This is a genomic window from Tardiphaga sp. GW821-FHT12E02, assembly GCF_058807155.1.
This window is the reverse complement of sequence record NZ_JBXAQK010000001.1, coordinates 2,897,863-2,912,682: the sequence shown is the minus strand read 5'-3', so window position 1 is coordinate 2,912,682 and position 14,820 is coordinate 2,897,863. Positions and strand designations below refer to the sequence as shown.

Genomic DNA, 14,820 nt, shown 5'->3' with positions numbered 1-14,820 from the left:
TTCCGACGTCAGGGCTGCTGCGAGGCAGCCGGCGGCACGGCGCCCGGTGCGGGTGCGGCACCTGCTGCGGCCACGCCTTCGAGTGCCACAAGCTTGGTCTTGGTGTAGCCGCCGGCGCGCAGGCGCTCCATCACATCGAAGAACTCGCCGTAAGGCACGGCGCGATCGACGCGCAAGAAGATCGGGCGATCCTTGTTGCCGTTCTCCATGGAATCCAGACGGCTGATCAGATCGACGCGTTTCACCATATCCTCGCCGATGGCCACCGCAAGATCCGGCTTGATGCTGACATAAGTCGGCTTGTCCGGCTTCTTCTGCGGCGCGACGGTCGAGGTCGGGAGGTTGATCGGCAGATCGACGGTCGATAGCGGTGCCGCCACCATGAAGATGATCAGCAGCACCAGAATGACATCGATGAAGGGAGTGACGTTGATTTCGTGGTTTTCCTCGAAATCGTCATCACCCGAACCTTCGGAAAGCGACATACCCATGATTATTCAGCCGCTGCGCGCATGTGGGCGCTGGAATGGGTGCGATCGAGATCGCGCGACAGCAGACGGCCCGACGCGCCCTGCGCACGGCCGACGATCTCCATGTAGTTCTTCGTCACGCGGGCGAAGTGATTGTAGATGATCACCGCAGGAATAGCCGCAACGAGGCCGATGGCCGTTGCGAGCAGCGCTTCGGCGATGCCTGGTGCGACGACGGCGAGGTTCGTCGTCTGTGACTTCGAGATGCCGATAAAGCTGTTCATGATGCCCCAAACGGTGCCGAACAGGCCGACGAAAGGCGAGATCGCGCCGATGGTCGCGAGCGCGCCCATGCCGGTGCGGACCTTGCGGCCTTCAGCGCGAACGATTTCGCCAAAGCTCGATGCCGCGCGCTCCTTGATGCCCTCATCGCTGGAAATGCCGGCGGACATCTTGCCCTCGCGCAGCGCCGCGGCAAGCAGGCGCGACAGCACCGTCTTCTTGTCGCCGAGCGCGATCTGCGCTTCGGCGAGCGAACGTGCTTCGCCGATCTTGCGGAGCGCGCTCTTCAGGCGGTTGGTCGAATAGGTCAGCTCCATGAACTTGAAGATGCCCACGGTCCAGGTCAGCACCGATGCGAGTGCGAGACCGACCATGACGGCTTTGACGATGATATCCGCGCCCATAAACATCGCCCATGGCGACAGGTCATGCTCGCCGGTGGCGACAGGCGCCTTGGCGGCGGCTTCGACTGCCGGGCTGACCAGCGCCGGTGCAGCCGGAGAATTTTGCGTGACTGCAGGCACTGCGGGTGCAGCAGCTGCCGGAGCCGCAGGCGGTGTCGCCTGCTGCGCGATGAGTGGCGATGCGAACCAGACCGTCGCCAGCGCAGCCAGCAACATAAGAACGTTTCTAAACAAGATTGTACCTCGGCCCAGTAGCAGACAGGATTTCGATCAAACCGGCCAATGCGGCCGTTTCAGCTTCGCCGTTTCGGCAGCGCTCGACACGAAAGTGTAGCGCGCCATCGAAATCGAACAGTGAGCGTTGCGCGCGCGCATGCCGTATCATGCCGCACCGCTTTGCAAAAGTCGCGCCGCGCATGGCTGCTGTCATGCGTTTTGCGATCTGCAATTTAGAACCAGAATAAACTGGACCAGCGCAGCACCCATCTCCCTCACCCGCAGCTCTCCCGTCACAAGGCAATGAAGCTGAATATGTGACGGCGATGGGTTTCATCGTGCGACTGCGTAATCGAGTAACGGTGTGTGATGCGCTCAAGGCGATATCGCGACTGCGAACGCACCATGTCCTTAACTGTATTGCGGGTGGTTTGCCCACCTCAATGGACTCAATTCCGCTTGAATAGCTCCAGATCAAAATCATTCTAAACTGGAGGGTGTCATTTTTTGCTGCCGCAAGACGGCCGCTGGAGCGCCACAAGGATGCCGCACCGTTTTTGAGCTGCCGCGCGCAAACTGCGGGGTTCTGATCAACTATGGATTGCTTCGTCCAAGACCGGCGAAAGCCCCCATTTCACACTGGTACGGCCAATCAAGACCGCGTTCGGCGCCTCACGGAAACATGCAGAAACACTTGAAGAGATGAAGTTTTTGCAATGATGGACGTTCTCAAGCGCTCGTGTGTTTACAGAATTGAACCGGGTTTTTAACTGGCCGCAAAGCTGCAACTGGGCCGGGTAAAATGATCCGTGCCGCAAGATTGCCGCAAGCCGAAAGAGCACGCCATGACCACGCGCCCCCGTTTTCGCTGGATCAGCTTGATTTTGCTGGCCGTTTTGGCCGGCTGCGGATATGCGGCCTTGCGGCAATACAGCGGCAGCAAGGAACAGGCGCGGGCGGACAAGCCACGCGGTCCAGCGCCCGTTCCGGTGAAGATAGCATCTGTCGAGAAGTCCGACTTCCCCGTCTATCTCACCGGCCTCGGCACCGTGCAGGGCTTCAATACCGTCGTTGTGCGCACGCGCGTCGATGGCCAGATCGATCGCATCGCTTTTACCGAAGGACAGATCGTCAAGGCAGGCGACCTGCTCGCGCAGATCGATCCCCGCCCCTTCCAGGCCGCGCTCGATCAGGCGAAGGCGAAGAAGCAACAGGACAAAGCCAATCTTGCCAATGCCAATCTCGATCTGCAGCGCTACACCAAGCTCGGTGACTTCGCGACGCGGCAGCAGACCGACACCCAGCGTTCAACGGTGCAGCAAGTGACTGCACTGATCGCCGCCGATGACGCCGCGATTTCCAATGCGCAGACGCAGCTCGACTACACCACCGTCAAAGCGCCGATTGCCGGCGTGGTCGGCTTCCGTCAGGTCGATCAGGGCAACATCGTCAATGCCTCGACGCAAACAGGTATCGTGACCATCGCGCAGCTCGAACCGATCGCGGTGATCTTCACGGCACCCGAACAGCATCTCGTCGATATCAATGCGCAGCTCGCCAAGAATCCCCTGGAAGTCGATGCCTATACGAGCGACGGCAAGCGCCTGCTGTCGAAGGGCACGCTCTCGGTCGTCAACAACACCGTCGATACGACCAGCGGCACGATCCGGCTGAAGGCCGTGTTCGACAACAAGGATCACGTGCTGTGGCCGGGCCTGTCGATCTCGACACGGCTGCTCGTGACCACATTACAGAACGCCATCGTCGTACCCGATGATGCTGTGCAGCACGGTGTTGACGGGCTCTACGCTTTCGCAGTCGGCGCCGATAGCAAGGCCGAAGTGCGCAAGATCAAGGTCGGTCGCTCCATCGACGGACGCACAGTGATCGAAGACGGGCTCACGCCCGGGGACCGTGTGATCGTCGCGGGGCAATACAAAGTACAGCCGGGCTCGGTGGTGGCATCCGCCGTCGCGTCAGCGCAAGGAAACTGAGCCATGAACGGGGGCATCTCATCACCGTTCATCCGCTATCCCATTGCAACCTCGCTATTGATGGCCGGCATCCTGTTTGTTGGCCTCGTCGCCTATCCCCTGCTCCCGGTGGCACCGCTGCCGCAGGTGGATTTCCCGACCATCCAGGTGTCCGCGACGCTGCCTGGCGCGAGCCCGGAAACCATGGCGACCTCGGTGGCGCAGCCGCTTGAGCGGCAGTTTGCGCAGATCCCCGGCGTCGCGCAGATGACGTCGTCGAGCTCGCTCGGCACGGCAGCGGTGACGATCCAGTTCGATCTCAACCGCGCCATCGACGGCGCCGCCAATGACGTGCAGGCAGCGATCAACGCCGCCAGCGGGCAATTGCCGAAAACACTCCCCTCGCCGCCAACCTATCGCAAGGTGAACCCGGCAGACTCGCCGATTATGCTGCTATCGGCCACATCGGACACGCTGCCCATCACCACCGTCAGCGACAGCGTCGATGCGCAGCTGGCGCAGCAGATCAGCCAGATCACCGGCGTGGCGCAGGTGACCATCGGCGGCCAGCAGAAGCCGGCGATCCGGGTGCAGATCGATCCCGCTAAACTCGTCGCCAAGGGCCTCGGGCTCGAAGATATCCGCACCCAGCTCGCAGTGACGACGGTGGACAGCCCGAAAGGCAATATCGACGGCGCGACGCGCAGCTACACGATCTACGCCAATGACCAGCTTCCGGAATCGAAGGACTGGAACGACGTCATCATCGCCTATCGCAACGGCGGCCCACTGCGTGTGCGCGATATCGGCCATGCAGTGACCGGACCTGAGGACGCCAAGCAGGCGGCATGGGCCAATGGCAAGCGCGGCGTATTTCTCGTTATTTTCAAGCAGCCCGGCGCCAATGTCATCGACACCGTGGACAAGATCAAGGCCGAGCTGCCGCGGCTCGTCGCAGCGATCCCGCCGACCGTCGAGATCAAGGTGCTGAGCGACCGCACCCAGACCATCCGCGCCGCCGTGCAGGACGTGCAGTTCACACTGTTGCTCACCATCGCACTGGTGGTGATGGTGATCTTCGTTTTCCTGCGCAATGTCTGGGCCACCATCATTCCCAGCATCACGGTGCCGCTGGCCTTGCTCGGCGCCTGCGCGCTGATGTGGGTGTTCGGCTATACGCTCGACAATCTCTCGCTGATGGCGCTGACCATCTCGGTCGGCTTCGTGGTCGACGACGCCATCGTGATGCTGGAAAACATCACACGCTACATCGAGGAAGGCGAGACGCCGATGGCTGCCGCCATGAAGGGCGCCGGCGAAATAGGCTTCACCATTGTCTCGATCTCGATCTCGCTGGTAGCGGTGCTGATCCCGCTGCTCATGATGGGCGGCATCATCGGCCGCTTGTTCCGCGAGTTCGCGGTGACGCTGACCATGGCGATCTTCGTCTCGCTGGTGGTGTCGCTGACGCTGACGCCGATGATGGCCTCACGCTTCCTGCGCGACGAGAAACACGCCAAGCACGGCCGGTTCTACCAGATCAGCGAGAACATGTTCGATGCCCTGCTGCGCGCCTATGCGCGCGGCCTCGATCTCGTGCTGCGCTGGCGCCTGACCACGCTGATGGTGTTCTTCGCCACGGTGGCGCTGTCGGTCTATCTGTTCGTCATCATCCCCAAGGGATTCTTCCCGCAGCAGGACACAGGCCTGATCACGGGCACGTCGGAAGCGGCGCAGGACATTTCCTTTGCCGATATGCGCAAACATCAGGAGGCGCTCGGCAAGATCGTGCAGGCCGATCCCGACGTCGCCACCGTCGCCATGTCGATCGGCGGCAATAGCGGCGCGCTCAATGCCGGCCGCATGTTCATCACGCTGAAGCCGCGCGACGATCGCACGGCCAGCGCGCAGCAGATCATCGCGCGGCTGCGGCCGCAGCTGGAAAAGGTCGAGGGCGCGCGTCTGTTCATGCAGGCGGCCCAGGATGTGCGGCTGGGTGGCCGCGCCACCCGCACGCAGTTCGAATACACCCTGCAGGACGCCAATCTTGCCGAGCTGAACGAATGGGCGCCGAAGATCCTCAGCAAGATGCAGACGCTTCCGGAATTGCGCGACGTCGCCACCGACCAGCAGACCAAGGGCACGACGCTGACGCTCGCTATCGATCGTGATGCCGCATCGCGCTTCGGCATCCAGCCGCAGCTGATCGACGACACGCTGTATGACGCCTTCGGCCAGCGGCAGGTGGCGCAGTTCTTCACGCAGCTGAACAGCTATCACGTTATCCTGGAAATCCTGCCGGAGCTGCAGGGTAAGCTCGATACGCTGGACAAGATCTATCTGAAGTCACCGACCACCGGCGATCAGGTTCCCCTCTCCGCCTTTGCGAAGTGGACCACAGTGCCGGTGCGGCCCCTGTCGATCAGCCATCAGGGCCAGTTCCCGGCGATCACCATCAGCTTCAACCTCGCGCAAGGCGTAGCGCTCGGCCAGGCGACGGATGCCGTGCAGAACGCGATGCAGGCGATCGGCGCACCGGCGACCTTGCGCGGCAGTTTCCAGGGCACGGCGCAGGCGTTCCAGCAATCGCTTTCCACGGTGCCGCTGTTGATCCTCGCGGCGCTGGTGGTGGTCTATCTGATCCTCGGCATTCTCTATGAGAGCTATATCCATCCGCTGACCATCCTTTCCACTTTGCCCTCGGCGGGCGTCGGCGCGCTGGCGATCCTGATGATGTTCGGCTTCGACTTCAGCCTGATCGCGCTGATCGGCATCATCCTGCTGATCGGCATCGTGAAGAAGAACGGCATCATGCTGGTGGATTTTGCCATTGCCGCGGAGCGCGACGAGCATCTCGAGCCCGAAGCCGCGATCCGCAAGGCAGCGCTGCTGCGGTTCCGCCCGATCATGATGACGACGATGGCGGCATTGCTCGGCGGCGTGCCACTGATGCTCGGGACGGGAACGGGCTCGGAAATCCGCCAGCCACTGGGCTATGCGATGGTCGGCGGGCTCATCGTCAGCCAGATGTTGACGCTGTTCACCACGCCCGTCGTGTATGTGTATCTGGATCGGCTGTCGAACCTGATGTCGGGCTGGGGCCGGGCCAAAAGCTCCGTGACCGCAACGCAGGCCGGGCATGAGCTGGCCAAGCAGGCCGCGGAATAAGCGCATGATCGTAGGATGGGTTGAGCGAAGCGATACCCATCACCTCATGTGCTGATAGTGATGGGCAGCGCTTCTGCGCAACGCGCCTGCGCTCAAGCCATCCTACGCTTCACGCGCTCGCCATCTCGCTATCGTTTCGCGACGATGACTTCTTCTTGGTATTGGCCTTGGCGCTGATGAAGCGGATATCGATCTGGGCGCCATTGACCTTGACGAGTTCACAGCGGCGATAGGCCAGCCCGGTCGAAGACAGCAGCAGGAAGAACTCTTTCAGATTGAGGCCTTCGATCGAGGTCTCCAGTGTCAGCTCCGCATCATTGGCCGACACCGCCGTGAGCACGCAGTTGCGCCGCCATGTCCCGTCGATGCCCATGATCCAGACATTGTAGCCACGCCCAAAGGTGACCCGACCGGTGCCTGCGATATCTTCCGCCATGAATACTCGACAATCGGATGTCCGCATAAACCAGCGGCAACAAAGAAATGAGAATGGTCGTCATTAAAAACGGCTGCGCATTGCAGTTGTACAGCCTACCCTGTCAGCAAATTGCTAAGAGTCTCTGAAAAATAGAAGCCGGCGCTGATGCGCCGGCTTCGGTGTTCCACTCGTTGGATCTCAGGCCGCGCGCACTGCGGTGAGGAAGCTGCTCACTTCGACCTTCAGGCGGGTCGAGTCCGACGACAGCGACTGCGCTGCGGAAAGCACCTGGGTCGAGGCCGAGCCTGTCTCGCTGGCGCCACGCTGCACGTCGGTGATATTCGACGAGACCTGCATGGTGCCTTGTGCCGCCTGCTGGACGTTGCGCGAGATTTCCTGCGTGGCTGCGCCCTGCTCTTCCACCGCCGAAGCGATGGTGGACGCGATCTCCGACATGCGGCCGATGGTGTCGCCGATCTCCTTGATCGCGCTAACCGATTCCTGCGTGGCGGCCTGAATGCCGGCAATCTGTGTCGAGATTTCGCCGGTCGCCTTCGCAGTCTGTTCAGCCAGCGCCTTCACCTCGGACGCGACCACCGCAAAGCCCTTGCCGGCATCGCCGGCACGTGCAGCTTCGATAGTGGCGTTGAGCGCGAGAAGATTGGTCTGGCCGGCGATGTTGTTGATCAGCTCGACGACGTCGCCGATACGGGCGGCGGCGCTGGCAAGTTGGCCGACACGATCATTGGTGTGGCGCGCCTGATTGACGGCCTGGCCGGCGATCGCAGCGGAATCCTGCACCTGACGGCTGATCTCGTTGACCGAGGATGCCATCTCCTCGGTGGCCGAGGCAACCGACTGTACATTCGTCGAGGCTTCTTCCGACGCGGCGGCAACGGTCGTCGTCAGTTCCTGGGCGCGCTCGGCGGTGGCGGTCAGCGTGCCAGCCGATGCTTCGAGTTCGGTCGAGGCCGAGGCCACGGTCTCGACGATCTCGCCGATCATGGTCTCGAAATTGCGCGTGATCTCATCGACACGGCGACCACGCTCGATCTTCGCTTCGGCATCGGCAGCTGCAGCCTGATCCGCTGCACGCTTGTCGATCAGCGCCTGCTTGAACACCTGAAGCGCGTCACCCATGGTGCCGATCTCGGTCTTCATGCCCTGATGCGGAACGATCGCAGTAAGATCGCCGGTGCCGAGTGCCTGCATCGGCTTCACGATCGAAGCGATGCCGGCGGAGACGTCGCGCACCAGATAGATGCCGATGCCGATGCCGAGAATGGCCGAAATGCCGAGGATGGCCGCGATAGTCGCGAAAGCCGTGTTGTAATCGTCCGCGGCATCCGTGCCCGCCTTGTCGGCGCCGGCATTGTTCAGATTGACGAGGCGCGTCAGCAGCGCATCGGCCTTCTGTCCCTGCGGGATGGCCTTGCCGTCATTCAGGTTGTTCGACTCGCGCGGGAAGACACCGGCGGCCGTGGCGCGCGACTGCGCAAGCACCTCTTTCGCCACAGTCATATAGGCGCCCCACTCCTGCGCCCACTGATTATAGATCGCGCGCTCTTCGCCGGAGGTGATGAGCTTCTCATAGATCTGCCGGGTCTTCGTGGTGATATCATCCTGCGCCTGCAAGCGCTGTTCGGCAGAAGCCTTTGCTTCTGCCGTTTCCGACAAGATGTGGCCACGCAGAACGCTGCGATAATTCACTGAGCCCGTACGCATTTCACCGAGCGCGCGCACGCTCGGCAGCCAGCTGCGCTGAATCTCGACAGTCTTCGAATTGATGTAGCCCATCTTGTAAATGGCGAGGATGCCCATGCCGGTCATGCCGAACAGCAGCAGCGAAATGACAATTGCGATCTTGTTGCGAATGGAGAGATTGGAAAACATGAGTCATCATTCCTTCGATCGGTGATCGTTGGCGGTCAGATTGAAGAGATTTTGTTTTTTTAAATGAGACGCATCATGCGTCGTCGGCGACGTGGCCGACTGGGCCTCGGCCTCGTCGAATCGGAGACCTTTCACCCATGCGTTCTGCCTAGAGCTACGAAGTTAAGAAGCGGTGCAATAAATGCCGTCTTGCGGTATTCAGAGACCGCCAACGCAGAAAAGTTCGCACTGCGAACGTGAGACAGTTGGTCGCGCCAACGAAAAAAGCCGGCGCACTGCGCGCCGGCTTCAAGAGCTGGGAGTGAGCGTGGATCAGGCCGCCCGCACCGCGGTCAGGAAGTTGCTGACTTCAACCTTCAGACGGGTCGAGTCCGACGACAGCGACTGCGCAGCCGAGAGCACCTGCGATGATGCCGAACCGGTCTCGCTGGCGCCACGCTGCACGTCGGTGATGTTCGACGAGACCTGCATGGTCCCTTGTGCCGCCTGCTGGACGTTGCGCGAGATCTCCTGCGTGGCTGCGCCCTGCTCTTCCACTGCCGAGGCGATGGTCGAGGCGATCTCGGACATGCGGCCAATGGTGTCGCCGATTTCCTTGATGGCGCCGACCGACTCCTGGGTCGCTGCCTGGATGCCGGAAATCTGGGTCGAGATTTCACCGGTGGCCTTGGCGGTCTGCTCGGCCAGCGCCTTCACTTCCGACGCCACCACCGCGAAGCCGCGACCGGCTTCACCGGCACGCGCTGCCTCGATGGTCGCATTGAGGGCCAGAAGATTGGTCTGGCCGGCGATGTTGTTGATCAGTTCGACAACATCACCGATGCGGGCGGCTGCGCTGGCCAGCTGGCTGACACGCTCATTGGTGTGGCGTGCCTGCTGCACCGCCTGGCTGGCGATATTCGCGGATTCCTGCACCTGGCGGCTGATCTCGTTGACCGACGAGGCCATTTCTTCGGTCGCCGAGGCCACCGACTGCACATTGGTGGATGCCTGTTCGGACGCGGCTGCCACCGAGGTGGTCAGTTCCTGGGAACGCTCGGCGGTCGCCGTCAGTGTGCCGGCCGAAGCTTCCAGTTCGGTGGATGCCGACGACACGGTCTCGACCACCTCGCCGATCATGGTTTCGAAATCGCGGGTGATCTGATCAACGCGGCGACCGCGTTCGATCTTCGCTTCGGCATCGAGAGCGGCCGCTTCGTCGGCCGCGCGCTTGTCGATCAGCGCCTGCTTGAATACCTGCAGCGCGTCGCCCATGGTTCCCATCTCGGTCTTCATGCCCTGATGCGGCACATGGGCGGTGAGATCACCGGCACCGAGCGACTGCATTGGCTTCACGATCGAAGCGATACCAGTGGACACATCACGCACCAGATAGATGCTGACGCCGATGCCGATGATTGCAGAGGCGCCAAGGATGCCGAGAACCAGCATGAAGGCGAAGTCATAATTTGCAACAGCCTCGGCACCGGCAGCAGCCGCGCCACGATCATTCAGCTCGATATCCTTGTCGAGCAGTGCGTCAGACTTGGCTCCGATCGGATTAACAGTCTTGCTATTGAAATCGCTGGCCTCGCGCGGATTCTTGCCGGCGCTCGCACGTGACATCTCCATCACCCGCTGGGTGCCACGCTTGTACTCGTCCCAATTGGTCGACCATTCCTGATAGATCGCACGTTCTTCCGGCGAGACGATCATCGGCTCATAGCGTGCGCGGGTCTTGTTGTTGCGATCGACCACGCTTTCCAGCATTTTCTCGGTTGCCAGTTTGTCTTCCAGCGTATCGGCCAGCAAATGCGCGCGAATCACGTTGCGATAATTGATGACACCGGCTTTCAGCTCGCCCAGCGCCTTCATGCTTGGAAGCCAGTTGGTCTGGATATCGACCGCATTTGCATTGATCGCCCGCATCTTCATGATCGCGAGCAGACCCAGCCCGCTCATGGACAGCAGAAGGAACGTCACCACTATGGAAATTTTGGCGCGGATAGACATACGAGCAAGCATGGCAAAGGGTCCCTCGGTCTTCGACCGTCGGTTGGTTGAGCAATAAATTTTGTCAGCTGAGTGCGTGAGCAGAGCGGCGGACGCGAGACCCGCAGCGTTTCTCGCCATCAAGTCCGCGTGACTAATTTGCGCCACATATCGTAAACTGCCGGTAAAAGACTGCGACAATTTGGCCAGAAAAGTAACTAAGTCCGCCGATCGGTCGCATGACAAGGGCCGATCAAGCGAGGGGTGCAGCCAACCGACTGCGCCACCTGTACTGGCGGAGCGATCACCGTCGACGACAGTGTTTCATTCCGCCAGCAGACATATCAGGTCAGAAATCGAACGCAGCCGACAGGATGTAGGAGCGCGGCAAGCCGACCGTGACGAAGGTGCCGTAACCCAGGCCGGCCGTGGTGAGCCAGTAATTCGCGCCCGTTACGTTCTCGATAATAGCGCGGACGGTCACTGGCTTTCGGGTGAGCACCGTCGTGGTGTGGCACGCTGAGATCGAGGCGCGTCGATGGATTTTGCAACGTATCATCGAAACCTTTCCGCGTTACAGCCGACAATCACCCTGCTTGAAGATCGCCTTTTCGGGACGGTTGTGTAGCGCGTTTGAGTAGATATTCCGAAGGTCATCTGAACCTACGCGCCCTTGCTCTTGGAGTTAGAAGAGAGCACGGGCCATTCGCGAGTGATTGCACTATCCCGTCCACCACCGAACGCGTTCACAAGAGATCACCGCTCTCCCGTCGCGTCTCCGCGATCGACATTGTTGCGAATTGGGCCATCAGGGCGCTGTCATGCGGCAACGTTGCGAGCTTGAATCCCATCTTGATGTTGCGCGCCGCCCCGGCAGAACCGCTGCAGTGGATCCCCGGATAAATCTTCCGCTTGCCGCACTCCTTCAAGAGCTTGTCGTAAATCTTCAGCATTTCCGGCTCGTCGCGGTCGAGAACCGGCGGCAGTCCGTAGGAGAAGCCGAGATCGGACGGGCCGACATACACGCCGGCGATCCCCTCCACGTCGAGGATCTCCTCCATATTGCTGACAGCGGTGCGGGTTTCGATCATCGGGATGCAAAGCACTTCGGCATTCGCGGTCTGCTGGTAGGCGCCGGCTTCGCCATAGAGCCCGGCGCGGATCGGCCCATTGCTGCGCGTGCCGCGTGGCGGATATTTGCAGGCCGCCACAAAAGCCTCAGCTTCGGCCTTGGTATTGATCATCGGGCAGATGACGCCATAGGCGCCGGCATCGAGCACCTTGCCGATGATGCCAGGCTCGTTCCACGGCACGCGCACCATCGGCGTGACCGGATGTGCACTGATGGCCTGGAAACACTGCACCATCGACAGATAGTCCTGCACTCCGTGCTGCAGATCGACCGTAACGCTGTCAAAGCCACATTGCGCCATGACTTCGGCGGAGTAGCCGGACGGAATCGCAAGCCAGGCATTGATCACCGCTTTGCCGGATCCCCAGAGTTCCTTGACCTTGTTTGTCATCGTCGATCTTTCATCATTCCCATGCGTGCCCGGATTGGGCAAAGGACGCTCGCCGTGTGACGACGGGCGTCCTTCATATGTGCGTGTGCCTTCAGTCGAGATCGCGGCCGGTCTTGTCTTCGGTCAAAGCCATGGCAATCAGCGACACCGCAGCGCAGGCAACGATCAATGCTGCGATCGAATAATAGCTGCCGGAGCTATAGACGAGCAGCGACGAGGCGATCAGCGGCAGCGGACCACCGACCAGTGCAGCGCCGACCTGATAGCCAAGCGAAACGCCGGTGTAGCGGACATCCGCCGGGAAGCTTTCAGCGAAGAAGGTGCCGAGCACGGTGCCGTAGGATGCCCAGATGACGCTGAAGCCGAGCACCAGCGCGAACAGCGCGACCGACACGGAGCCCGTGCTCAACATCCAGAAATACGGAACGATGTAGAGCGCCATGACGACCGTTCCGATCATGAACTGGCGCTTGCGCCCGATCTTGTCGGAGAGGCTGCCGAAAAACAGCATCGAGGGCACGGCGATGACAGCCGCCACCAACACCATATTGAGTGCATTGACGCGGGTATAACCGAGCTGCACCAGATAGGAGATCGTGAAGGTCGCGAAGAAGAAGAACGTCGAGGTTTCGATGAACTTCGCACCAATGACGATCAGCACCGCGCGCCGGTGGTTGGTCAAAGTCTCGAACAGCGGAACCTTCTTCTTGCTACCGCGCGCCATCACCGCCTTGAAGGACGGCGTCTCGTCGATGCTGTTGCGGATCCACAGGCCGACCAACAACAACACGATGGAAGCCACGAACGGAATGCGCCAGCCGTAAGACAGGAAATCCTGTTCCGAGAACGACGTACTCAAGCCGGCGGTGATGACGTTGCCGAGCGCGAGGCCGATCATCGCCCCCACCTGCGGCACGGCACCGTAGAAGCCGCGCTTGTTGCGCGGCGAATATTCGACGGCGAGAAGCAATCCGCCGCCCCATTCGCCGCCGAGTGCGAGACCCTGGAATAGCCGCAGCAGCGTCAGCAGGATCGGAGCCCATACACCGATCTGGGCGTAGGTCGGCAGCAGGCCCATGGCGACCGTCGAGAGGCCCATCATGGCCAGGGTGACGAACAGCGTCTTTTTGCGACCGATACGGTCACCGATATGGCTGAACAGGATGCCGCCGATCGGCCGGATCAGGAACGCCGCGGCAAAGGATGCGAGGGCAAGAAGCTGGCTCGTCACCGGATCCGCGGTCGGGAAGAACAATTTGCCGAACACGATGGCCGACATCGTCCCGTACAGGAAGTAGTCATACCACTCGATGGTGCTGCCGATGGCGCTGCCCCATAGGGCGCGGCGGCGATCCTTTTCAGTCACGAGATCGGATTTTGCCGCTGGCGCTGTCGCGTTGCCCGCGACACCCAATTCCAAGACGGCGTTGTTGACCTTCTGCATGTGCTTCCCTTCCCCGGAGCCGGGCGATCATGCGCCCAGGCCAAAACATTGGTGTTGCGGCAGATGCGCCGCTCTCGTCGCGCGCTGCCATCACGCGGCAAATATGTCGGGAAAATTACACTTGTCAAATAACGAAAGTATCTTTCAATATATGAGAGAATAAGACTATGGTCTGACGCGCCCGGCACGTCGCTGCATCCGGTTTCGAAACCATGCAGTATCGTCAACGAGCCTTTCCCGATTCATGATTGCGAGCTCCGCGTGAAGTCGAACGAACCGCAGAAACAGACGAATGCGAGCCAGACGCTGGTCAGGGGGTTGGAGATCATCGACACCATCCTTGATGGCGCACGCACCATTCCGGACATCGCAGCCCGCTGCGAGCTCACCTACAGCACGGCGCATCGGTTGGTATCGGTGCTGCTGCAGCGCGGCTATCTGCGTCATGCAGCAGATAACGAGCTCGGCCCTGGACCCAAGCTGGTGCAGATCGGGTTCGCAGCGCAAAGATCGTTCGACGTGGTGTCGATCGCGCGGCCGCATCTGCGTAAGCTGGCGCGCGAGACCGCCGACACGATCCATCTGGCAACACGTCGGGGCGCAAACGTGCTCTATCTCGATAAAATCGAAAGCCAGCGTCCCGTCGAGATCCGGTCCTGGATCGGCGGTCAGCGGCCGGCAATTGCGACCGGCGTCGGCATGGCTAGTTTGATCGATATGCCCACCGATGAATTGCGCGAACTCTTCAAACGCGAAAACGGCCGAAAACTGACCGGCATGGATGTCGATGCCTGGCTGAAACAGATGGCTGAGTACAGCAAGCAGCAGATCGCATTTGATCTTGGCGAGAGCGAACCGGCGATCCGGTGTGTGGCAGCGCCGATCCGCGACGTCACCTCGGCGATCGTTGCCGCGATCAGCGTGACCAGCACCGTGGATTACATGCCCGCGGAGCGGATGCGAAAGCTGATGCCGATCGTCCTTGCCTTGGCCACGGCGATCGGCCGTGATCTCGGCTATGACGGGACAAAGCGGCCGGGATAGACAGCTCCGCGTTG

Annotated in this window: 11 protein-coding genes; 3 read left to right on the top strand and 8 right to left on the bottom strand. The window is 61.0% G+C overall.

Going from position 1 to position 14,820, the window contains the following annotated elements; translation table 11 throughout:
• Positions 1–8: 8 nt before the first annotated feature.
• Together exbD and exbB are read right to left on the bottom strand one after the other, a co-directional pair.
• The gene (gene exbD, locus AC1RQ5_RS13620; protein ID WP_493199583.1) at positions 9–491 is read right to left on the bottom strand and encodes a TonB system transport protein ExbD; all 483 of its coding nucleotides are present in this window, start codon (positions 489–491) and stop codon (positions 9–11) included.
• Positions 492–493: 2 nt separating this feature from the next.
• Complete coding sequence (exbB, locus tag AC1RQ5_RS13615) at positions 494–1,372, bottom strand: tonB-system energizer ExbB (RefSeq protein ID WP_493199581.1); 879 nt, start codon at positions 1,370–1,372, stop codon at positions 494–496.
• 845 nt (positions 1,373–2,217) lie between these two features.
• Here exbB and AC1RQ5_RS13610 point away from each other — a divergent pair.
• Positions 2,218–3,366 (top strand): efflux RND transporter periplasmic adaptor subunit, encoded by a 1,149-nt coding sequence (locus tag AC1RQ5_RS13610; protein ID WP_493199579.1) that lies wholly within the window; start codon positions 2,218–2,220, stop codon positions 3,364–3,366.
• Between the two features lie 3 nt (positions 3,367–3,369).
• On the top strand, positions 3,370–6,513 hold the full coding sequence (locus tag AC1RQ5_RS13605) for a multidrug efflux RND transporter permease subunit (RefSeq protein ID WP_493199577.1): 3,144 nt from the start codon (positions 3,370–3,372) through the stop codon (positions 6,511–6,513).
• A gap of 109 nt (positions 6,514–6,622) precedes the next feature.
• Here the strand turns inward: AC1RQ5_RS13605 and AC1RQ5_RS13600 are convergent, their stop codons facing one another.
• From AC1RQ5_RS13600 to AC1RQ5_RS13575, 6 genes are all read right to left on the bottom strand, one after another.
• Positions 6,623–6,949, bottom strand: coding sequence for a PilZ domain-containing protein (locus tag AC1RQ5_RS13600; protein ID WP_398477884.1), 327 nt, complete (start codon positions 6,947–6,949; stop codon positions 6,623–6,625).
• 180 nt (positions 6,950–7,129) lie between these two features.
• Positions 7,130–8,824 (bottom strand): methyl-accepting chemotaxis protein, encoded by a 1,695-nt coding sequence (locus AC1RQ5_RS13595; protein WP_493199575.1) that lies wholly within the window; start codon positions 8,822–8,824, stop codon positions 7,130–7,132.
• Positions 8,825–9,136: 312 nt separating this feature from the next.
• Complete coding sequence (locus AC1RQ5_RS13590; RefSeq protein ID WP_493199573.1) at positions 9,137–10,828, bottom strand: methyl-accepting chemotaxis protein; 1,692 nt, start codon at positions 10,826–10,828, stop codon at positions 9,137–9,139.
• Between the two features lie 316 nt (positions 10,829–11,144).
• Positions 11,145–11,354, bottom strand: coding sequence for a hypothetical protein (locus AC1RQ5_RS13585; protein ID WP_493199571.1), 210 nt, complete (start codon positions 11,352–11,354; stop codon positions 11,145–11,147).
• 187 nt (positions 11,355–11,541) lie between these two features.
• Positions 11,542–12,318 carry an HpcH/HpaI aldolase family protein gene (locus AC1RQ5_RS13580; protein ID WP_493199569.1) on the bottom strand — a complete coding sequence of 259 codons (777 nt, stop codon included), beginning with the start codon at positions 12,316–12,318 and terminating at the stop codon, positions 11,542–11,544.
• Positions 12,319–12,409: 91 nt separating this feature from the next.
• Positions 12,410–13,762 (bottom strand): MFS transporter, encoded by a 1,353-nt coding sequence (locus AC1RQ5_RS13575; protein WP_493199568.1) that lies wholly within the window; start codon positions 13,760–13,762, stop codon positions 12,410–12,412.
• A 261-nt stretch (positions 13,763–14,023) separates the two neighbouring features.
• On the opposite strand from AC1RQ5_RS13575, the gene AC1RQ5_RS13570 reads away from it, so the two are divergent.
• Positions 14,024–14,806, top strand: coding sequence for an IclR family transcriptional regulator (locus AC1RQ5_RS13570; protein WP_398477894.1), 783 nt, complete (start codon positions 14,024–14,026; stop codon positions 14,804–14,806).
• The last annotated feature ends 14 nt before the right edge of the window (positions 14,807–14,820 follow it).

What these genes read in the sequence shown, in the direction of transcription:
- exbB (WP_493199581.1), bottom strand. Translation starts at nt 1,372, where the DNA reads ATGTTGCTGGCTGCGCTGGCGACGGTCTGGTTCGCATCGCCACTCATC.
- AC1RQ5_RS13610 (WP_493199579.1), top strand. Translation starts at nt 2,218, where the DNA reads ATGACCACGCGCCCCCGTTTTCGCTGGATCAGCTTGATTTTGCTGGCC.
- exbD (WP_493199583.1), bottom strand. Translation starts at nt 491, where the DNA reads ATGGGTATGTCGCTTTCCGAAGGTTCGGGTGATGACGATTTCGAGGAA.
- AC1RQ5_RS13585 (WP_493199571.1), bottom strand. Translation starts at nt 11,354, where the DNA reads ATGATACGTTGCAAAATCCATCGACGCGCCTCGATCTCAGCGTGCCAC.
- AC1RQ5_RS13605 (WP_493199577.1), top strand. Translation starts at nt 3,370, where the DNA reads ATGAACGGGGGCATCTCATCACCGTTCATCCGCTATCCCATTGCAACC.
- AC1RQ5_RS13595 (WP_493199575.1), bottom strand. Translation starts at nt 8,824, where the DNA reads ATGTTTTCCAATCTCTCCATTCGCAACAAGATCGCAATTGTCATTTCG.
- AC1RQ5_RS13600 (WP_398477884.1), bottom strand. Translation starts at nt 6,949, where the DNA reads ATGGCGGAAGATATCGCAGGCACCGGTCGGGTCACCTTTGGGCGTGGC.
- AC1RQ5_RS13575 (WP_493199568.1), bottom strand. Translation starts at nt 13,762, where the DNA reads ATGCAGAAGGTCAACAACGCCGTCTTGGAATTGGGTGTCGCGGGCAAC.
- AC1RQ5_RS13590 (WP_493199573.1), bottom strand. Translation starts at nt 10,828, where the DNA reads ATGCTTGCTCGTATGTCTATCCGCGCCAAAATTTCCATAGTGGTGACG.
- AC1RQ5_RS13580 (WP_493199569.1), bottom strand. Translation starts at nt 12,318, where the DNA reads ATGACAAACAAGGTCAAGGAACTCTGGGGATCCGGCAAAGCGGTGATC.